The sequence below is a fragment of the Bifidobacterium sp. B4081 genome (assembly GCF_026537335.1).
Lineage (GTDB): Bacteria > Actinomycetota > Actinomycetes > Actinomycetales > Bifidobacteriaceae > Bombiscardovia.
On the sequence record NZ_JAFNMM010000001.1, the window covers coordinates 263858 to 284771 of the forward strand.

The following is a 20914-nucleotide window of genomic DNA, read 5'->3' on the forward strand; positions in this document are numbered from 1 at the left end:
TTGTGAGCGGTAGGGCATACGCTTGCCCGCACCGCGACTGCTGATAGGAGAAGCAGATGACCAAGCGTTCCAAGAAGTACCGCGAGGCGGCCGAGAAGGTCGATCGCACCAACCTGTACACCCCTGAGGAGGGCATCGCCCTGCTCAAGAGCATGCCCAAACGCGGGTTTGACGAGACCGTAGAGGCCGTCTACCGTCTGAACGTGGATCCCCGTAAGGCCGACCAGCTGGTCCGCGGCACCGTCAGCCTGCCCAACGGCACCGGCAAGACCGTGCGCGTCCTGGTCTTCGCTCGTGGTCCCGAGGCGACTGCAGCCGCCGAGGCCGGAGCCGACGAGGTGGGCGACGACGAGCTGGTAACTAGGGTCGCCGGCGGCTACCTGGACTTCGATGCCGTGGTGGCTACCCCCGACATGATGGGCAAGGTCGGCCGTCTGGGCCGCGTGCTGGGTCCCCGTGGCCTCATGCCCAACCCCAAGACCGGCACCGTGACCATGGATGTGGCCAAGGCGGTCACCGAGATCAAGGCTGGACGTATCGAGTTCCGTGTGGATAAGAACGGCAACCTGAGCTTCCCCGTGGGCAAGGTCTCCTTTGAGCAGCAGGCTCTGGAGGAGAACTTCCACGCGGTCGATGAGGAGATCAAGCGCCTGAAGCCGGCCACGGTGAAGGGCCGCTACATCACCAAGGCCACCGTCACCACCACCATGGGCCCGGGCGTTCCCCTGGACATCGCGGTGCTCTGAGCCGGTTCTGCTGTAAGCTTCCAGGGCGGGAGACCTCCGGGTCCCCGCCCTTTTTATATCTTGGTCTGGCGACAGTCGGTCGGGCAGCAGTCAGTCGGCGCGCGGATGCGATCTGCGGATTCTGCCGATGATCAGGGCCGCCTGGAGGACGAAGGATTCCCGTGGGTCCATGGCGTCCCAGCCGGTCACCTCCACGCAGCGCCTGAGCCGGTAGCGCACGGTGTTGGGATGGATGCCCAGCTTCTTTGCGGTGAGCTCCAGCGAGTTGCCAGAGCGCAGGAAGGTGAGCAGGGTGATCGGCAGAGGCCCGTCCGGATCCTGTCCGGCCAGGCTCAGATAGACTTCCTGGTAAAGCTGGTCGGCAGCGTCTGTGTCCCCGTTGAGGGCTCGTTCGGGCAGCAGGTCGTCGGCGTGCAGTGGCCTGGGCAGGGCGGCGGTGATGGGGTCGGCCACTGCCGGGGCCGCCGCGTGCGTGCTCAGGGCGGCTCGGATGGAGGCTCCCGCACCGGAGATCCCATGGTTCAGGGGCCCCATGCAGACAGCTGACTCGTCGGCGAAGAAGCGCAGGATGGACGCGCAGAAGTCGGTCGGTGTGCCCGAGCGGTTGGGGTCGATCAGGACCACCATGAGCCCCTCGCTCTCGCCCACCAGAGCCCTGCCGCCTTGACGGGCCACCGTGGTGTGTATGGGCTGGCGTGCGTTCTCCATGCCCTGTCCCTCATCGTTGCACCGGGCCTCGCCAGCGACGGCGAAGCAGTCGAATTCGGTCGGCCAGCCCAGCCGGGCCAAATCGTCAACAGTGCGTGTGTCCGCCGCTTTCTCAGTCACATGCCGGATGATCCTGGACTCCGTTGCGGCATTGCGCCCGTTCCTTGCCTCGGCCAGATCGGCGTAGAGAGCGGCTGCTGAGGTGGCGGCACGACGGGTGTAGATCAGCGTGGACCGCTCCCCCTCGGCACCCATGGTCCGGCCGGCCTCCTCAAGCATGTCCAGAATGAGTCGGGTCAGCTCCATGGCCCGGTGCGAGCCCAGGCTCCGGGAGAGCTCGGCTGGTACGGGGGAGGGGATTTCGCTGCCTTCTGTGCCTGGGGTGTCAAGTCGGGAGAGCAGGTCGTCCAGAGCTGTTCGTATGGCCCCCTCCAAGGTTCTGCGGCCATCGGCGGGCAGGGACCTGGCCCAGGGCAGCGCCTCCTCCAGATGGTCCAGTGTCTTCCGCAGAATCTGCTCCACGGCGGCATCGGAGGCGTCAGGTGCCTGGTGACCTTGCTGTGCTTCTGCAGGGTCGTCGTCCTGCGGCCTGGACCGCTTCGACTGGCCGATCATGTCGGCCGGTCCATCGGGTTTTCGACGCGGGCACGACGGCTCTGCCGGACCATGTCCAGGATCAGGAAGGGCACCACCATGTCCACCGGCAGCATGTGCCGTTCGAAGTTGTTGGCGGGGGCGGTGATCATGACCCCCATGATCAACAGGAGAGGGAACCAGCACAGGGCCCCGCGCCAGCGGCCGGCAGCCAGACGGGCCATGATCAGCAGCAGGGCGGCCACCACCCAGAAGTTGGCCCGTGCCACCAGGCCCAGCAGGGGGGTGTCGGCCCAGGTTCTGACGAATCCGGTCACCCCGTTGCGCCAGTTGTGGCACCAGGCCGCCAGCCAGGAGCCCGAATTCTGCACGTAGCCGTTGTTCAGATAGTAGGACATGGCCACGTAGGCAGGGTCGCCGGGGTCGAAGTAGCCGTAGGACTCGGCCATGAAGGCATCCAGGTAAATCACCGGGTTGCGCAGTCCCACCTGAAGCCAGGCTCGGTTCAGCCGGGACAACTGCTCGGGCGTGACGGTCCTCCAGCGATAGACGATCAGTTTGGGTTGGTTGCCCGAGGACTTGACCCGGTCGGCCTCCCAGGGGGTGTATTGGATGGCGGCATTATCCAGGTCCATGATGGGCTCAAGGTCGGCCCTTGCCTGGGCCGGAACCCCTCGGGGGTTGAGCTTGGCCACCCGGGCGATTTGCTGCAGCTGGATGCTGCGGCTCTCTACAGGGTCACCCTGGATGACTGTCCCTGTGGCCGTCAGGGCCCCGGTCACCCCTGTGAACAGGACCAGGGGCAGCAGGAGTCCTATTAGGATGGTGGCCCACTGGCGGCGGTGGGTGATCAGGGCCAGGACCAGCTGGGCCAGAATGATGTAGAGGGCGTACTTGGCGCTGATCAGCATAATCAGGGTGCTCAAGGCGAGGCCGGGCCGCAACTGGGCCGCTTGGCTGGTATGGAGTGGCAAGTTCTTGCCTCCTGACTCCAGCTGGTGCCAGATGCCGAACCACCAGATGAAGGCGAAGGCGAAGAGGGGGGACTTGGTCAGGCTGAAGGTGCTGAAGACCACGAAGGGGGAGAAGAGGAAGAAGAGCATGACCAGGGTGCGGGCCAGGGCACCGACATGTTCAGTTTTGTCGCCGTGCAGGAAGCGATCGGCTGTGACGGCGCAGCAGAAGGCCGCGAAGACAACCTGCAGCCCTGCCAGGAGCACGATGCCCGCATCATAGGATCCGGTCAGATGGTTGGAGGCCATGATGGTCATTCCGTAGAACAAGGTCAGCACCATGTTGTGCTGGTCGGTCAGGAAGGCGGGGTGCCCTGGCCACAGGTAGTGGCCGATGGGATAGACGTCCATCTGGGTGAAGGCATTGCCGCCGTAGGGGGGCTGATCGCCCTGCACCTGGGCCAGGAAGTTGGCGCATTCCTGGGCCTGCGCGTACAGGTCGGCCCCGTAGGCGGCCAGCAGGGTAAGGAAGGCCCAGGCCCAGCCCAGCAGGAGCAGACGCATGATGGGTCGCCAGCCGCTGGTTTGTCTGGTGATGAAGGCCGCGTAGGCACGCATCCGCGGGCGCTGTGCCAGGGCGGTCAAGCGCTGTGGCATCCGGGGGGGTTCGCAACCCAGTGAAATCCGGCGGCAGGCCAGGACCAGGATCAGGCAGACGGCCAGGGTCCCCAGCATGATCAGCACCTGGGGCAGGCCCACCTGTGTCAGCGAACCCTGCTGACGGTAGAGGGGGCCCAGACCGGTGCAGCAGGCAATCCAGAGGGAGGCCAGCAGGGCCAGGACCAGGCCGACGGTCCGGGATGCACGGGAACCAGGCCTTCCGGTCTGCAAGGCTGACGTCTGTACAGGTTGCTCGCCCGTCTCTCTCGGTTGCGCCCTTCCGCTTTCTGCGTTCAAAAGAACCCCTTTCGCGGGTCATGCCTGGTGGACGGCTTCCCCATTTTATCCAGTGCCTGCCCGAGGATGCGCTCAGAGATGTCCAAGGATCTCCTGTGAAAAGATACAAAAACCGGCCGTCGCTTTTGTGGGTGGTCCGCTACCGGGGCTGACCCCTTGTGCCGTATAGTGGAACGCGTGCCTCACCAGAATATCAAGTGGCAGCCATCGGCATCGCTGGACAGTGGCGTACTCTCCTCGATCGTGGTGCTCGACACCGTCGATTCGACCAATACGCTCGTGGCTCATGCTCTGGAGGCCTCGACGTATTCGGATGCGCGCGACCGGGTCGAGCGGCTGTTTGGGGGCAGTGAATCGACAACGAGCACGGAGACCGTGAAGGGACTGGCCTCTGGCACAAGGGGAAAAGCCGAAGATACGCCTCGAAAAAATGCCTGTCAGGGTGTTTCTACGACTACAAGGTACGAGGGAAGAGTCGCAAGTAAAGGTATTCGGCGATGGCCGGGCGCCGGGGGGAGCACCATGCCGCTGAGCGTAGCGGTTGCCGATGCGCAGTCCCGGTGCCGCGGTCGTCTTGCCCGAACCTGGGTCAATCAGCCCCGACGTTCCTTGCTGGCTACTTGGGCCTTGCCGCTGCCCACCAGCCTGCTGGCTGGACCCTTTGGCGGATGGATGCCCATGGTGGCGGGGTTAGCCGCTCTGGAAGGCCTGCAGGACGTGCTTGGGTACCACCGTTGCCTGCTGGCTGACGGCGGCGACCCTGAAGAGGTCCTGATGCTCAAGTGGCCCAACGATCTGTTCTGCCGCGGGGCCAAGCTGGGAGGCATCCTCTGTGAGCTGGTCAGGGTGGATCAGGACTGGTCGGCCCTGGCTGTCGGCGTTGGCATCAACCTGTTCCTGCCTCGGCAGGCGCTGCCTATTGTGGAGTCCACCTCCCTGCAGCTCCACTACCAGGACTTGCCCGACTACCAGACCCTGCGCGACGACCTGGTCGACGCCATCAGCTGGCGCCTGAGCGGGGAGATGGCCCCCCTCGGCGTTGACGGGTCGCTGGACAGGTCCTTGAACGGGCCCCAGGGGCTACGCTCGCGGATTGCCACGCTCAGCTGGACATTGGGCAGGTGGGTCAGGGTCGTTCCCGTGGCCGGTGAGCCCGTGGAAGGCCGTGCCCTGGAGATCAATCCGGACGCCTCCCTGCGTGTGCGGTTGCCCGACGGCAGCCGAGTTGACGTGTCCACCGCCGACGTGGGCGTCCTGCCTGAAGTGGCCGCTGTGGGTTCCTAATCCCCAGCCTGTTCATGTTTTCCGCCAGTCCAATCACCCTTGTGCAACCAGTGAGGAGAGGGGAATGAAAAAACTGCTGATCGCCAACCGCGGCGAGATAGCCCTGCGGGTTGTGCGCACCGCCCAGGAGATGGGCATCGCCACTGTGGCCGTCTACGCCGACCAGGATCGTGATGCCCCCTATGCCCAGATGGCGGACGAGGCCTACCTCTTGCCTGGGGACACCAACATGGAGACCTATCTGAACGAGGATCTGATCGTCTCCATCGCCCGCCGGGCCGGCGTTGATGCCCTCCACCCGGGCTACGGCTTCCTGTCCGAGTTCTCCTCCTTCGCGCGGAAGGTGATTGAGGCAGGCATCACCTGGGTGGGGCCGGATCCGGAGGTCCTGGACGAGCTGGGTGACAAGATCACCGCCTGCAAGGTGGCCGAGCGGGCCCGGGTGCCCGTGGTGCCGGGCCTGAGCGAGCCCGTCACCGACATGCGTCCCCTGCTGGACTTCGCCGACGAGCATGGCTATCCGGTCATGATGAAGAAGGCTGACGGCGGCGGCGGCCGAGGAATCACCCTGATCAACGACAGCGATGAGCTGCGCACCTTCTACATGAACCATGATGCCCTTCAGGGCGGCGACCTGGGCGACTACTTCATCGAGAAGTTCGTGGACCGGGCCCGGCACGTGGAGACCCAATCCGGCAGGGACAGCCACGGCCAGTTCACCGTCTACTCCACCAGGGACTGCTCGGTCCAGCGACGCAACCAGAAGCTGGTGGAGGAGGCCCCGGCCCCCTTCCTGTCCGACGACGTGATCGCCCAGCTGGAGGGATTCTCCCGCCGCCTGTTCGACACGGTGGGCTACGTGGGCTTGGGCACATGCGAGTTTCTGGTCACACCCAGGGACGACGTTTACTTCATGGAGGTCAACCCCCGGCTGCAGGTGGAACATACGGTCAGCGAGCAGGTCTGCGGGCTGGACCTGGTCCGCGAGCAGCTGCGGATCGCTGACGGCGGCTCCCTGAACGTGGCGCCTCCGCCCCGCGGCCACAGCTTCGAGCTGCGCATCACCAGCGAGGATCCGGCCACCAACCTGACCCCCAGCTCAGGGACCATCGAGTCGATTCAGTGGCCCTCCGGCCCCGGCATCCGCGTGGACTCGGGCGTCGAGGTGGGCGACACGGTCTCACCCAGGGACGACTCCATGATGGGCAAGCTGATCGTGACCGCCCAGGACCGTCCGGCGGCTGTGGCCAGGGTTCGTCGGGCCCTGCGCGAGATGAGCATCAGCGGGGTCCCCACCCCGGCCGGCCTCTTCCAGAAGATCTTCACCAATCCTGAGTTCACTGCCGAGGACGGGCACTCCTTCGATGTGTCCACCAAGTGGCTGGAACGGGTCTACCTGAACGTGGAGCCTGCCTCCAACGGCAGCGGCCAGCCCGCCTCGGTCTCCAGCGCCTCCGTCCAGGAACAGGACCGGGACAGCGATCCCATGGAGACCTACAACGTGGAGATTGACGACAAGCGGGTCAAGCTGTCCCTGCCCCATTCACTGCTGGGAGGCATGGGCGGCGTCGGCGGCTATGGCGGCATTTCCAGGCCCAGGCAGCCCCTGCGCGGGCGCGGGCTGCGAGATCAGGAGCCCGGCGCACCCCGGCAGGACGCGGCCCGGTCCGGCGTTATAGTGGCCACCATGCAGGCGGTGGTCACCCGCATCAACGTGGCCCCCGACCAGGAGGTGGACAAGGGCGACCTGCTGGTGGTGCTGGAGTCCATGAAGATGGAGAACTACGTCTATGCCCCGGCCAAGGGTCGCGTGAAGACCATCGATGTGTCCGTGGCCCAGGGGGTGGATCCGGGCCAGACCCTGGTCACCCTGGATCTGGGAGGGGAGGAACAGGCATGAGCGCCACCGAATCCACCTTGGGCTCCCAGCCGGTGCGCCAGGGCATCCATCGGGCCGCAGCCCTGGCCAAACAGGCCGAGGAACATGCCCGCGACCGTCAGCATGCCAGGGGCAAGCAGACCGCCCGGGAACGTTTGGACCTGCTCTTCGACAAGGACACCTTCGAGGAGGTGGGCCGCTTCGCCGGCGGCGACATCGCCGGGGATCGGGCGGGCTCCGCAGTCATCACCGGCTTCGGCCTGGTCTACGGGCGCAAGGTCGGCGTCTACGCTCAGGACTTCTCTGTTCGAGGCGGCACCTTGGGCCGGGCAGAGGGCGAGAAGATTCGCCGGCTCATGGATATGGCCCTGCGGATCAAGGTCCCCATCGTAGCCATGATCGACTCGGGAGGCGCCCGCATCCAGGAGGGTGTGGCCGCCCTGACCCAGTACGGCCACATCTTCCGCAAGACCTGCCAGGCCAGCGGATTCGTCCCTCAGATCTCCCTGATCCTGGGGCCCTGCGCCGGCGGTGCCGTCTACTGCCCGGCCCTGACCGACCTGATCATCATGACCAAGGAGAACTCGGACATGTTCGTCACCGGTCCCGACGTGGTCAAGGCGGCCACCGGCGAGACCATCAGCATGGACCAGCTGGGCGGCGGCTACGTGCACAACACCCGTTCCGGCGTGGCCCACTATCTGGGTGAGGACGAGGCCGACGCCATCGACTATGCCCGGACCGTGCTGGCCTACCTGCCTGCCAACAGCGGACAGGAGCCTCCCCGCTACGCCTTCATCTCCGGCCATGCCGAGCGCCAGGCCGCCAAACGCCTGGCCACGGTCATCCCCGAGAACGACCGGCAGCCCTACGATGTGCTGGACGTCATCCACGCCATCGTCGACTACGGCGAGCTGGTCCAGGTCCAGGAGCTCTATGCCCGGTCCATCGTGGTGGGCTTCGCCTGCCTAGAGGGCCGGCCGGTGGGGATCGTGGCCAACCAGCCCATGGTGGACGCGGGCAGCCTGGATGCGGAATCCTCTGAGAAGCTGGCCCGCTTCGTCCGACTCTGCGACGCCTTCAACCTGCCGGTCATCACCCTGGTGGACACCCCTGGCTACAAGCCGGGCTCGGACCAGGAGCACGCTGGCATCATCCGTCGTGGGGCCAAGGTCATCTACTCCTACGCCAACGCCCAGGTGCCCATGGTCACCATTGTGCTGCGCAAGGCCTTCGGCGGCTCCTACATCGTCATGGGCTCCAAGGCCATCGGCGCGGACCTCAACTACGCCTGGCCCTCCTCGCAGATCGCCGTGCTGGGAGCCCAGGGAGCGGTCAACATCATCCACCGGCGCGACCTGCAGGAGGCCAAGGAGGCCGGCCGGGACGTGGATGAGCTGCGCAGCCGGCTGGCCCAGGAGTACGAAACCAGCACCGTCAACGCCAACCTCTCCCTGGAGATGGGCGAGCTGGACGGCATGATCGACCCGGAGCAGACCAGACCGGTCCTGATCCAGGCCATGGACCTTCTGGCAGACAAGCAGCGCGTCAGGGTCAACGACAAGCACCACGGCAATCAGCCTCTGTGATCTTCCTCGTCATTATCAGCAATCCCCAACTCTCTATGAATAGGACATCATGACCAGTACATTCTTCATCAACCGTCTCGCCGAGCAGCCGCACGCGCTCATGTTCGCCGGACAGTCCAACCCTTGGACCGTGGCCCTGGCCGATCTGCAGGGCGATCCCGACATCGACAAGGCCCTGAGGGAGCGGATGGCGGCGGCCATCGGCCTGCTCAGGGCGGTCAAGCCCGACCTGCTGGCCACCAACGGTCGTCAGCTGGACCTGTTTGGCTACAAGCCCGACCCGGTCAGGCTGGGGCCGGCCGCCGACGCGGCCGTCAGCGTGCCCGGCATCGCCCTGGTGCAGCTGGGCGCCCTCATGGATATGGATCAGCTGGGCTATGACGCGGCCCAGGCCCGTCCCGTGGCCCTGCTGGGACACTCCCAGGGCATCATCGGCGTCCACATGGTCCAGGAGACCCAGGCTGCAGGGTCCCTCAAGGCCGCCCAGGGCGCCATCGACCAGATTCTGGCCACCGCCATGCTGATCGGCGCGGCCGGAACCCGCCAGGCCCGTCGTCTGGGCATCCATCGCCAGGGTGAAGCCACGCCTATGCTCTCGGTGCGCGGCGCCACCCGCCGTCAGGTGGAGGTCCTGGTCGACCGGGTGCCTGGCGCTCGCGGCCCCATCAGCGTGGCCGTGACCAACTCGGATCGCAACCTGGTCCTGTCCGGCTACCCGGAGGATCTGGCCGCCTTCGCCATCGAGGCGAGCAAGGAGAGCGAGCACCAGCTCCAGCTGCGCGAAGACAAGGTCCGTGGCGGAACCGCCTTCTCTCCGGTTCTGGAGTACCTGGATGTGACCCTGCCCTTCCACTCGCCGCTCATGAAGGAGGCTGTAGATCTGAGCGTGGACTGGGCCTCCCGCTGCGGTCTGGACACCGAGCGCGCCCGGGTCCTGGCCGAGGAAGTCCTGCTCAACCATGCCGACTGGGCAGGCCGGATCGCCGAGGTCATGGACCAGCAGGATGCCGCCTCCCTCTGGCTGGTGGATCTGGGCCCGGGCGAGACCCTGGGCAAACTGGTGGACAACCTGGTCCAGGGCACCGGTGTGGGCGTGGTCGAGGCCTCCAACCAGGCCCGGCGCGCGCAGCTGTCCACCATGGAAGAGGACCCGGCCAGAACCCAGGACTGGTCCAAGCTGGCCCCACGCCTGCTTGAGACCCCGGCTGGCCCTCGAGTGGAGACAGCCTTCAGCCGGTTGACCGGCAAGCCCCCGGTCATGCTGGCCGGCATGACCCCGACCACCGTGGAGCCCGAGATTGTGGCTGCGGCCGCCAACTCCGGCTACTGGGCCGAGCTGGCCGGTGGCGGCCAGGTGACCGCCGAGGTCTTCGACCGCCATGTGTCCCAGTTGGAGGACCAGTTGCAGGAGGGCCGCACGGTCGAGTTCAACGCCATGTTCATGGACCGCTATTTGTGGAACCTCCAGTTCGGCAGCCAACATATCGTGCCCAAGAAACGTGCCTCCGGCACCCCCATCGACGGGGTGGTCATCTCTGCCGGCATCCCCGAGCTGGACGAGGCCGTGACCCTGATCCGTCAGCTCAACGAGGAGGGTTTCCCCTATGTGGCCTTCAAGCCCGGCACGGTAGACCAGATCCGTCAGGTTGTGGCCATCGCCCGCAAGGTCGCCCCCACCCCCATTCTGATGGAGGTCGAGGGCGGGGCCGCCGGCGGCCACCACTCATGGGAGTCCCTGGACGATCTGCTTTCGACCACCTACGCCGAGGTTCGCGCCTGCCCCAACATCGTCCTGGTGGCCGGCGGCGGCATCGGCACCCCTGAGCGAGCGGCCGACTACATCAGCGGCCAGTGGTCCCGCGCCTACAACCTGCCGGACATGCCCGTGGACGGCGTCATGATCGGCACAGCGGCCATGACCGCCAAGGAGGCCCATACCAATCCCGAGATCAAACGGGCTCTGGTAGCCACTCCCGGCATCGACAGCTCGACTCCGGATCCGGACCCCTTCGCCCCCATGGGCGAGAAGTGGGTGCCCAGCGGCAAGTCTGTGGGAGGCGTAGGCTCCGGCCTGAGCCATCTGCACGCCGACATCTACGAGATGGAGAACTCCTCCGCCGAATGCGGCCGCCTGCTGGTCCGAGTCATGAAGCACCCCGAGGAGCTGGAGACCCGCCGTGGAGAGATCATCGAGGCTCTGAATAAGACCGCCAAGCCCTACTTCGGCGATCTGGAGACCATGACCTACCAGGACTGGGCCCAGCGCTTCGCCGACCTGGCCTGCCCCTGGGCCGATGACACCTACATCGACCGCTTCCTGCACCTGCTGCGGCGCATCGAGGCCCGTGTCTGCGAGCGCCAGAGCGGCGAGTTCGACTCCATCTTCGTCTCCAGGCAGGATGTGGCCGAGCCCGAGCAGGCGCTTCGTCGGCTGCATGAGGCCTACCCTCAGGCAGCAGAGCTCAAGGTGGTGCCCACCGACGTGGCCTGGTTCCCCGCCCTGGTGCGCGAGTACCCCAAGCCCATGCCCTTCGTGCCGGTCATCGACAACGATCTGCTGCGCTGGTGGGGTCAGGATCAGCTCTGGCAGTCAGAGGACCCCCGCTACGGCGCCGACTCGGTCAGGGCCATCCCCGGGCCCATCTCCGTGGCGGGCATCACCACGGTGGACGAGCCGGTGGCCTCCATTCTGGGACGGTTCGAGCAGGCGGCCATAGACCGGGTGCGCGATCTGGGCAAGGGCCCAGCCAAGGCATACAGCCAGCTGGCAGGCGCCGCTGACGCGCAGGAGTTCATCCGCCGCAGCCCCAACATCTCCTGGGTGGGCCACCTGATGGCCAATCCGGCTTACGGGACGGCCATGGACGACCCCAACTACACAATCACCGCCACCGGCCAGGACGACCAGGGCGAGCACTACGACCTGGACATCCATCTGGACACCTACTGGGATGACGACCCTGACGGCGGTCTGGACCGGCATGCGGTGCGCGACATCGTCGTGCCGCTGACCCTCAAGAGCGACCAGGTCGGACTCTTCCCTGTGGTCGACCGCAGCCGCCTGCCCAAGGACGTCTACGCCATGCTGGCCGATACAGCCGGCATCGGCAACACCACCATCACCGGCGACAGGCTGGAGGCCATGCCTGTCATCGAGAGGGACGATGACGACCCTGACCACCCCTTCGGCCTGGCCCACAGCGGCTACACCCTGGCATCCAACCTGGGCTTCGACCATGAGGCGGCCACCGGAGGCGCCCTGCCCGATGCGCTGATCCCCTCCGGCTTCGCCCCTGACGCCCTGGTAGGTCCGGCCTGGCCGGCCATCTACGCAGCCCTGGGATCCGTCTATGTGGATGGCTTCCCCATCATCGAGGGCCTGCTCAACGCGGTCCATTTGGATCACCTGATTGAGCTGGAGGTCAGCGAGGAGCGCTTGCTGAAGTACACCGGCCAGCGGATCGAACTGACCAGCTGGGCCGAGCCCTACCAGGAGTCCGCCTCCGGCCGGGTGGTGACCATCCACGTGGTCCACGCCGCCCAGGACGGGACCGTGCTGGCCCGCGAGGTCGAGCGTTTCGCCATCCGTGGCCGCGCCTACAGCAACCAGCTGCCCCAGGAGGCCCCCGAGTACGGCGGCATCCGTGCCGACACCGTGGATACACCCCGCAGGCTGCTGCGCCGCGTCACCGTCACCGCCCCCAAGGACATGACCGCCTTCGCACGCACCTCCGGGGACTTCAATCCCATCCACACCTCCAAACGAGGCGCTGCTGTCTCCGGCCTGTCTGCGCCGCTGGTGCACGGCATGTGGCTGTCGGCCACCGCTCAGTACGCGGCGCAAGCCACCGACGAGCAGGGCATCCACTACGAGATCGCCGGATGGACCTACAACATGTACGGCATGGTCCAGCTGGGCGACAGGGTGGAGATCAGCCTGGAGCGTGTGGGCAAGGTCAGCCATGGCGGCCTGGTCCTGGAGGTCACCTGCAGGATCGACGGCCAGCTGGTCTCCCGCGGCACGGCAATCGCCCGAGCACCACGGACCGCCTACGTCTATCCCGGCCAGGGAATCCAGCAGCAGGGCATGGTTCTTGACGAGCGGGCCAAGTCTCCGGCCGCCCGTGAGACCTGGGAACGGGCCGATGCCCTGACCCGCAGCAAGCTGGGGTTCTCCATCCTGGCTGTGGTGCGTGATAATCCGCATACCCTGACGGCCAAGGGGGTCACCTACCACCATCCGGAGGGGCTGCTCAACCTGACCCAGTTCACTCAGGTGGCCCTGGCAACCGTGGCCTTCGCACAGACCGCACGCCTGCGTGAGTCCGGCATGGACATCTGGCCCGCCTACTTCGCCGGCCACTCTCTGGGCGAGTACAATGCTCTGAGCTCCTTCGCCGGGGTCATGTCCCTGGAGACGGTCCTGGAGCTGGTCTTCCACCGCGGGTCCACCATGCACTCCCTGATCGAACGCGACGAGCAGGGGCGCAGCAACTACCGGATGGGCGCCCTGCGTCCCAACCAGTTCGGTGTGGGCGACTCCGGTGTCAAGCAGTATGTGGAGTCCGTGTCCAAGGAGTCCGGTGAATTCCTTGAGATCGTCAATTATAATCTGGCTGGTCAGCAGTACGCCGTGGCCGGTACCATCGCCGGCCTGGAATACCTGCGGGCAGATGCCAACCGCCGGGCCAAGGAGGCGGGCGGCAAGCCGGCCTTCATGTATGTGCCCGGCATCGACGTGCCCTTCCACTCCACCCTGCTGCGCAAGGGGGTGCCTGAGTTCCGCGACACCCTGGATGCCCTGCTGCCCGAACACATCGACTATTCACGCCTGGAGGGTCGCTACATACCCAACCTGGTTGCACGGCCCTTCCAGATGACCAAGGAGTTTGCGGCCTCCATCCTGGAGGCGGTTCCCTCCGAACGCATCAAGCAGGCTCTGGACGATCCCCAGGTCTGGGACCAGTATGCTGCCGACGACCAGAAGCTTGGCCGCCTGCTGCTGACCGAGCTGCTCTCCTGGCAGTTCGCCTCTCCTGTGCGCTGGATCGAGACCCAGGCGATCATGTTTGACGCCCCCGAGCAGGGCGGTCTGGGCGTGGAGCAGCTGATCGAGGTAGGGCTGGGCCATTCGCCCACCTTGGCCAACTTGGCTACCAAGACCCTGAAGCTGCCCGACTTCCGCGAGCGTCATGTGAGCGTCTACAACCTGGGCAGGGACGAGAGCCGGGTCTATCTGACCGACACCGATCCCATGGCCCCGGTGGAGGAGGAGATCACAGCTGCTCCGGTCCAGGACTCCAGCCCCGATCCAGCTCCGGCACCAACGGCTGCCCCTGAGTCGGCTCCAGCCCCGGCCCCTGCTGGAGACGGCTCGGCTCCGGGTCAGGCGACCGGCGGTCCATCGGGCGCCGATATAGCCGACCTGCCCTTCAGGGCCTCGGATGCCATCGCTGTACTGCTGGCCTACTCCACCAAGATTCGCCCCGAGCAGATCGGGCAGACCGACACCACCGACACCCTGACCAACGGCGTCTCCTCCAGACGCAACCAGCTGCTGATGGACATCAGCTCCGAGCTGGGCGTGGCCAGCGTGGATGGAGCGGCCGAGGCCAGCATGACTGACCTGAGCGCCCTGGTGAACAAGGTGGCCCCCAACTATCGGCCCTTCGGCCCGGTGCTCTCCGACATCGTGCGTGAGCGCATCCGTGACCTCTTCGGCCCATCAGGCATCAAGCTGCAGCAGGTTGAGCAGCGGGTCACCGATGTCTGGCAGCTGGGTGCTGGCTGGGTCTCGGCCACTGTAGCCAGCCTGGTCCTGGATACCCGCGAGGGTGCCTCTTCGCGTGGCGGCGACCTGGCCCTCCTGCCTACTGAAGCCGTCTCCACTGTGGCCGCGGCCAATGCTCTGATCGACCAGGCCGTTCAGCAGGTGGCCCAGCGTCACGGCGTCACGGTCTCCATGCCCTCTGCAGGTGGTGCCGCTGGCGGTGCCGTGGTCGACTCCGCCGCCTTGGATGCCTTCGCGGCCCAGGTGACTGGCTCTGAGGGTGTGCTGGCCTCCACCGCCCGCTTCCTCCTAGACAAGCTGGGGCTTAAGCCCCCGACCGTCCAGCCCGGCGAGAATGAGGATGCAGCCGTCGTGGCCGCCGTTGATGCCGAGCTGGGCAGCGACTGGCCCGAGCAGGTGGCGCCACGGTTCGAGGCTTCACGCGCCGTCCTCTTCGACGATCGTTGGGCCAGCGCTCGCGAGGATCTGGCTCACATCTACTACGAGCATGATGGTGACCGCAGCCGCCTGAGCTTCGTAGGAGCCGGGCGCGAGGTGCATGATCAGGCCGTCTGGTACGCCAAGCAGGCAGGCAAACGTGGCGAGCAGGATCTGGCCCGGGTCTTCAGCGGAATCGCCGACCAGGCCATGACCCCTGCCGACTCGGACCAGACTGCCGCACGATTCGCTAAGGACGTGGCCGTGGTCACCGGCGCGGCATCCAAGTCCATCGCGGGATCTCTGACTGCCGGCCTCCTGGAGGGCGGTGCGACGGTCATCGCCGTCTGCCACTCCCTGAAGCCGCAGACTGTCATCTGGGCACGCGACCTCTACCGTCGCCATGCCGTGGGCGGTGCCCGTCTCTGGATCGTGCCCGCCAACCTGTCCAGCTACCGGGATGTGGATGCCCTGGTCGACTGGGTCGGCAATGAGCAGCGCAAGACCACGGGTGCTACGACCACCGTGCTCAAGCCTGCCTACGAGCCCACCCTGCTGCTGCCTTTCGCAGCCCCCGCCATGCACGGGACCATGGCCGACTCGGGCCGGCTCTTCGAATCCCAGGCCCGGCTCATGCTCTGGAGCCTGGAACGCCAGATCGCCGGGTTCGCCAGCATCGGGGCGGACACCGATGTCGACCACCGTCTGCATGTGGTCCTGCCCGGCTCGCCCAACCGTGGCATGTTCGGCGGCGACGGAGCTTACGGAGAGGTCAAGGCCGCCCTGGACGCCATCGTCAACCGGTCCCGCCCCGAGCAGGACTGGTCCGGCCGGGTCACCTTCGCCCACCCGCTGATCGGCTGGGTCCGTGGCACCGGACTCATGGGCGGCAATGATCCGCTGGTCCAAGTCGTGGAGCGCCATGGCATCCGCACCTACTCCACCGAGCAGATGGCTGATTCTCTGTTGGAGCTGTGCACTGTCCAGGCTCGCCAGCAGGCTCTTCAGGCCCCGCTTCAGGCCGACCTTACCGGCGGCCTGGGCTCCAGCCCGCTAGATCTTAAGGCCCTGAAGGCCGAGGCTGCCCAGGACGACGATTCGTCGACGCCGACTCCAGCCGGAAAGCTCGGGGATGCGCTTGCAGATGCCGAAAGGGATCCGGACCGGGTCATCAAGGCCCTGCCCACACCCCGGGTGCCTGCTCAGGCTCCGGCAGACCTGCAGGATTGGCAGGGCGTGATCGCTCGGCCCGAGGATCAGATCGTTATCGTATCCATCGGCGAGATGGGCCCCTGGGGTTCCGGCCGCACCCGCTTCGAGGCCGAGATGGGTATCCATTCGGACGGCCAAGTCGACCTGAGCGCCGCCGCCGTCCTCGAACTGGCCTGGAACATGGGTCTGGTCGAGTGGCAGGACAGCCCCAAGCCGGGCTGGTACGACACTGACGGCGAGCTGGTGCCCGAGCAGGACATCGCCGAGCGTTACCACGACCAGGTGGTGGCCCGCTCCGGAATCCGTCCCTTCGACGATGGGATGGGTTCCGACTACCGCCAGGGCACCGACGAAGAGGAGGCCGACGTCTTCCTGGATCACGATGTGGCCTTCTCGGTGCCCACCAAGGACATGGCCGAGGAGTATGTGGCCCAGGATCCGGACCACACCAGCGTCGCCCGCGACGAGCAGTCCGGCGAGTGGACCGTCACCCGTCTGCCCGGATCCCGCATCCGCGTACCACGTCGGGCCACCATGTCCAGGACTGTGGGCGGTCAGTTCCCCCAAGGCTTCGATCCGGTCAAGTGGGGCATTCCGGCCTCAATGGTCGGGGATGTGGACGAGATCGCCCTCTGGAACATCGTGACCACCGTGGATGCCTACCTGTCGGCCGGCTTCACCCCAGTGGAGATCCTCCAGGTGGTGCACCCCTCCAAGGTGGCCTCCACTCAGGGGACCGGCTTCGGCGGCATGGCCTCCATGCGCAAGCTCTACCTGGACCGCTTCCTGGGCAAGGAGATCCCCACGGACATCCTCCAGGAGGCGCTGCCCAACGTGGTGGCCGCGCACGTCATGCAGTCCTACATCGGCGGCTATGGCAACATGGTCCAGCCGGTTTCGGCCTGCGCCACGGCTGCTGTTTCCCTCGAGGAGGGCGCCGACAAGATCGCCCTTGGCAAGGCGGATTTCGTGGTCACGGGTGCCATCGACGACATCGGCGTGGAGTCGGTCATCGGCTTCGGCAACATGAACGCCACCGCCAATTCCGCCGAGATGTACGCCAAGGGCATCCAGCCCCGGTTCTTCTCCCGGGCCAACGACCGTCGGCGCGGCGGCTTCCTGGAGTCCCAGGGCGGCGGAACGATCCTCCTGACCAGGGGAGACATCGCACTGCGCATGGGTTTGCCCGTGGCTGGCGTAGTTGGATACATCCACTCCTTCGCGGACGGCGCTCACACCTCCATCCCCGCACCTGGGCTGGGGGCTCTGGCCGCCGGCATGGGCGGCAAGGACTCGGATCTGGTGCGCTCGCTGGCCAAGCTGGGCGTGGCCCCTGACGACATCGCGGTGGTCTCCAAGCATGACACCTCCACCAACGCCAACGACCCCAACGAGTCCGAGCTGCACAACACCCTGGCCCACGCCATCGGACGGACGGACGGGAACCCGCTCTACGTCATCTCCCAGAAGAGCCTGACCGGCCACGCCAAGGGCGGTGCCTGCATCTTCCAGATCAATGGACTCACCCAGCTCTTCCGGTCTGGGGTCATTCCGGCCAACGCCTCCCTGGACTGCGTGGATCCGGTCCTAAAGCGTGACGACCATCTGGTCTGGCTGGAGCAGCCCCTCAAGGTGGGCAAGGTCAAGGCCGGGCTGGTCACCTCCCTGGGCTTCGGCCACGTCTCCGGCATCGGGGTCATCGTCAGCCCTGGAGCCTTCGAGGCGGCAGTGCTCAAGGCTTTCGGTCGGCAGGCCCTTGATGCTTGGCGTCACCGGGCCAACGACCGCTTGGCCTCTGGACAGCGCCGCCTGGAGGAGGGGCGCATGGGCCGGGTCCCGCTCTACGAGTCTATTGACAATCGTCGTTTCCACGAGGACGGCCACGGCTACGTCGGCCACGAGGTCGAAAAGGCCATGCTCCTGGATCCGAATGCCCGCCTTGGTGCTGACGGATACTACGACCGATCCTGAACCTGACGGCCTGCGACGGCCTGCTCCTGCTCGGTTTATGCCGGGCCGGAACAGGCTGTTTTCTTGTCTGGCAGTGGTTGATTTGTTCGTCTGGGTGTCAGGCAGGTGGTTGCAGAGGCTGATAATGGTGGATTCTGTGTAGATGGCAACGGGGTAGGTGATTCGCGTTCTCAACGGAGTCCGCCTGGCTCATACCATGATGGATATGAGGACCGGATGGCCTTCTTTGCAACCAGAAGGGAAGAGGTCGGACAATGGTTGATCAGGATAACCGGGACCAAGGCAGTAGTCAGTTGGATAATCATGGCGAGATGAAGGCCGATGGTCCGGACAGCCGCCCGGTCAGCTCCATGGCCATCGTCAGCCTGGTGTTGGGAATCGTCGCCCTGCTGGCCTCTTTCTTCAAAGAGATTGATCTGGTGGCCCTCTGCCTGGGCGGCCTCGGGGTCATCTGCTCCCTGCTGGGGTTCTTCTTCGCCCGGAGCGGCGGTCGGCACAAGGGGAAGGTCATGGTCATCTTCGGCCTGGTGATGAGCCTGCTGGCCATCGTCATTGCCTTCTTCATGCATGGCGGGATCAGCCAGCCCTTCGTCATGCCGACCTTCCGGTTCTGATCTGTCGGCAGCCTGGGATCAGAGTCAATTCTGAACCCGGGCTTGGGTGGCCCTTGACAATGGGGATGACCAGTGGTTCCGGACTCCGGACGAGCCATCAAGGGTCTCTGGTGCTGAGATGGAATGTCTGGTAGTGTTTGTCTCAACTGGGTAATACCCGTAGTGTGGCGGGCATTGCATGGTTCAATCCTGATAGGGGAAGCCATGAAGACAAGACTGCTGGCATTGGTTCTGACGATTATGTCCGGGGCTGTTTCCCTTGCTGGGTGCAGGGGTTCCACCCGCTCGGAGCCGAGCCTGGAAGATGTCAGCGGCAGATTCGCCGCAATGAAGACATACGACCTGACCGGGGATGGCGGCAAAGTGACTATTTCCGCCAAGAAGCAGGGTACCGTCTACCTCCTCGCGATGAGGCCGGACCTGCGCAAGGTGGATGCCGGGCGGTGCACTGTCGACGGCAAAACAATGCGGTCCTCCTCTTCAAACCTCAATTACCCCGCAGGACAGGGGAAGAATTTCTTTGCCTTTGCCGAGTCCTCGATCGTCGGCGGCAATCATCAGCTCGCCTGCACCCAGAACGAGGGGACAAGGTTGCTGGCCCTGTTCGAACCTGCTTCCTGATGGCTGCGACGTGTCCGGAGATATGGCACGGCAGCCATGAAACAGGATTGGAATCCGGATTGAGATGCCATGTCAGACCGTATTGCCGCCAGATGCCTTATGCGCCATGGAGCCGAATGCCTGCTATATGTGGAGCGACCGCCTGAAGCTGGGGATGGCGCTTGAATGGGCCGTACGGGTCTGGTCGCGAAGGCAGTAGGAAGGGCTGGTCCCACCAGGTGTATGTCTAAGCTGGCCTCCAATCCCTGCTTTTGACTGGCGACCCAGGACTTGCCGATGGCCTTCCATCAAGGGCATACTCATATCATGGGTTTTTCGGGTGAGAAAACTGTGTTGGGACTGGGGCATGATCTGGTCTTCATAGCCGATTTCGCCGAGCGGTTGGCCATGCCAGGTACTCGGATGAGTAGTTTGTTTTCAGTCCGTGAGCGACGGCAGTCCCAAGAGCGGGCCCGGGTCAAGGGCGATGATTCCGAATCGCACCTGGCAGTCCGTTGGGCCGGCAAGGAGGCTGTTCTGAAGGCCTGGTCTGAGGCGCTTGAAGAGAGGAGTGCCCCTTATGGCCTGGATGACTTCCCTTGGTGTGCAATTGAGATCCTGGATGATAGCCGGGGCAGACCTGGTGTCTATTTGGCGCAAGATCTGCAACTGGCTCTGTCTGATTCCCTGGGCGCTGATGGAAACGATCGGCTGGCATGGCATATTTCCCTCACCCACGACGCAGGACTGGCTTCCGCGGTTGTCATGCTGGAACGGCTCTTGTCGTGAGTTGAACGCCTCTGCTGTTCACCCCCTGAACTTCGGAAAACGGCGGCAATCTGAATCCGGGATGTCGGCCTGTTTTTGTGACTACCGCCTACCTGGTGGGATCCGTATGTCGCGGCTCTTGCGCGACGCGTGGATTCCCAGCAAGGCAGGAAGAGATGCCAGACTACGACTTCTTGGAAAGGATGATCCTCAGATCATCCAGATCGGTCCGCTCCATCAGTCGGGCCAGCTGGACACAGCTCAAGTCCAGGCTGTCATATGCTGCCGAGAGGAGGGTCGACCGTTTGATGGACATGGTTTTGGCGATTGCGGCGTTGGCCGTGCCTTCCGCGGCCAGGAGGCGGCCTGACGTTTGCGCTCGCTCAACGAGTTCAACATGGCCCTTGCCTGGTTCCTTCTGATCATTGGACGGCTGTCGAACAGGCTGTGAATGAGCTGACGGGTGCTGACGGCGTTGAATTGAGGTTCACCCCCTGCAGGCCTTGATGCTCTTGGTGATGATCTCTTTCGATGGGTCCGTCTTCACAACGAATCCCCCGGCACCGGCCTCAATGGCTTTTCTGCCATGCGGGTCGGGGAGCCCGCGGATCCATTTGGTGGCCTCAATGCGATCGCATTCAGGATGACAGGCACTGGCAGTCGAGATGTCGCACCCTGTGGTAAGCTCTTTACCGAGCCAACGGCTTTGCGGGCGTAGCTCAATGGTAGAGCCTCAGTCTTCCAAACTGATTACGCGGGTTCGATTCCCGTCGCCCGCTCCATGGCAATCCTTGATATTTTATTCAGCAATTGGGCGAATATCTCGTAGGT

The 20914-nt window shown here is 65.1% G+C and carries 10 protein-coding genes, 1 tRNA gene and 3 pseudogenes; 11 read left to right on the plus strand and 3 right to left on the minus strand.

The genetic code is table 11. The features are described 5' to 3' along the window. Positions 1 to 56 precede the first annotated feature (56 nt). Entirely contained in the window at positions 57 to 746 is a 690-nt protein-coding gene (rplA, locus tag J3T92_RS01100) for a 50S ribosomal protein L1 (RefSeq protein WP_267399330.1), read from the plus strand. 90 nt (positions 747 to 836) lie between these two features. Here rplA and J3T92_RS01105 read toward each other — a convergent pair whose 3' ends face one another. Both J3T92_RS01105 and J3T92_RS01110 read right to left on the minus strand, forming a co-directional pair. Continuing rightward, on the minus strand, positions 837 to 2069 hold the full coding sequence (locus J3T92_RS01105; protein WP_267399331.1) for a PucR family transcriptional regulator: 1233 nt from the start codon (positions 2067 to 2069) through the stop codon (positions 837 to 839). Then, positions 2066 to 3892, minus strand: coding sequence for a DUF6020 family protein (locus J3T92_RS01110; RefSeq protein ID WP_267399332.1), 1827 nt, complete (start codon positions 3890 to 3892; stop codon positions 2066 to 2068). Before J3T92_RS01110 ends, J3T92_RS01105 begins: the two co-directional genes overlap by 4 nt. Positions 3893 to 4480: 588 nt before the next feature. Between J3T92_RS01110 and J3T92_RS01115 the strand changes: the two genes are divergently transcribed. The 9 genes and pseudogenes from J3T92_RS01115 (at position 4481) to J3T92_RS01145 (ending at position 20104) form a co-directional block, all read left to right on the plus strand. Next, on the plus strand, positions 4481 to 5242 hold the full coding sequence (locus tag J3T92_RS01115) for a biotin--[acetyl-CoA-carboxylase] ligase (protein ID WP_220236339.1): 762 nt from the start codon (positions 4481 to 4483) through the stop codon (positions 5240 to 5242). Positions 5243 to 5306: 64 nt separating this feature from the next. Further along, the gene (locus tag J3T92_RS01120) at positions 5307 to 7142 is read left to right on the plus strand and encodes an acetyl/propionyl/methylcrotonyl-CoA carboxylase subunit alpha (RefSeq protein WP_267399333.1); all 1836 of its coding nucleotides are present in this window, start codon (positions 5307 to 5309) and stop codon (positions 7140 to 7142) included. Beyond that, on the plus strand, positions 7139 to 8710 hold the full coding sequence (locus J3T92_RS01125) for an acyl-CoA carboxylase subunit beta (RefSeq protein ID WP_267399334.1): 1572 nt from the start codon (positions 7139 to 7141) through the stop codon (positions 8708 to 8710). The genes J3T92_RS01120 and J3T92_RS01125 overlap by 4 nt, the downstream gene beginning before the upstream one ends. A 49-nt stretch (positions 8711 to 8759) precedes the next feature. Next, positions 8760 to 14994 (plus strand): annotated as a pseudogene (locus J3T92_RS01130) (fatty acid synthase subunit beta domain-containing protein); the annotation flags it as partial. Between the two features lie 161 nt (positions 14995 to 15155). Continuing rightward, positions 15156 to 16011: pseudogene (locus J3T92_RS09480) on the plus strand (hypothetical protein); the annotation flags it as partial. Between the two features lie 74 nt (positions 16012 to 16085). After that, positions 16086 to 18101, plus strand: a pseudogene (locus J3T92_RS09485) (beta-ketoacyl synthase N-terminal-like domain-containing protein); the annotation flags it as partial. Positions 18102 to 18355: 254 nt separating this feature from the next. Further along, positions 18356 to 18715 (plus strand): hypothetical protein, encoded by a 360-nt coding sequence (locus J3T92_RS01135; protein ID WP_220236335.1) that lies wholly within the window; start codon positions 18356 to 18358, stop codon positions 18713 to 18715. Positions 18716 to 19042: 327 nt separating this feature from the next. Beyond that, positions 19043 to 19336, plus strand: coding sequence for a hypothetical protein (locus tag J3T92_RS01140; RefSeq protein ID WP_220236334.1), 294 nt, complete (start codon positions 19043 to 19045; stop codon positions 19334 to 19336). A 306-nt stretch (positions 19337 to 19642) separates the two neighbouring features. Next, positions 19643 to 20104, plus strand: a complete 462-nt coding sequence (locus tag J3T92_RS01145; protein ID WP_267399336.1) for a holo-ACP synthase — start codon at positions 19643 to 19645, stop codon at positions 20102 to 20104. 163 nt (positions 20105 to 20267) lie between these two features. Here J3T92_RS01145 and J3T92_RS01150 read toward each other — a convergent pair whose 3' ends face one another. Further along, complete coding sequence (locus tag J3T92_RS01150; RefSeq protein ID WP_267399337.1) at positions 20268 to 20399, minus strand: hypothetical protein; 132 nt, start codon at positions 20397 to 20399, stop codon at positions 20268 to 20270. 392 nt (positions 20400 to 20791) lie between these two features. Here J3T92_RS01150 and J3T92_RS01155 point away from each other — a divergent pair. Continuing rightward, positions 20792 to 20865 (plus strand) — tRNA-Gly (locus J3T92_RS01155). Positions 20866 to 20914: the final 49 nt, after the last annotated feature.

Coding starts and splice junctions, on each gene's coding strand:
- J3T92_RS01150 (WP_267399337.1), bottom strand. CDS start 20,399: ATGTCCATCAAACGGTCGACCCTCCTCTCGGCAGCATATGACAGCCTG.
- J3T92_RS01135 (WP_220236335.1), top strand. CDS start 18,356: ATGGTTGATCAGGATAACCGGGACCAAGGCAGTAGTCAGTTGGATAAT.
- J3T92_RS01125 (WP_267399334.1), top strand. CDS start 7,139: ATGAGCGCCACCGAATCCACCTTGGGCTCCCAGCCGGTGCGCCAGGGC.
- J3T92_RS01140 (WP_220236334.1), top strand. CDS start 19,043: ATGAAGACATACGACCTGACCGGGGATGGCGGCAAAGTGACTATTTCC.
- J3T92_RS01115 (WP_220236339.1), top strand. CDS start 4,481: ATGCCGCTGAGCGTAGCGGTTGCCGATGCGCAGTCCCGGTGCCGCGGT.
- J3T92_RS01105 (WP_267399331.1), bottom strand. CDS start 2,069: ATGATCGGCCAGTCGAAGCGGTCCAGGCCGCAGGACGACGACCCTGCA.
- J3T92_RS01145 (WP_267399336.1), top strand. CDS start 19,643: ATGGGTTTTTCGGGTGAGAAAACTGTGTTGGGACTGGGGCATGATCTG.
- J3T92_RS01120 (WP_267399333.1), top strand. CDS start 5,307: ATGAAAAAACTGCTGATCGCCAACCGCGGCGAGATAGCCCTGCGGGTT.
- rplA (WP_267399330.1), top strand. CDS start 57: ATGACCAAGCGTTCCAAGAAGTACCGCGAGGCGGCCGAGAAGGTCGAT.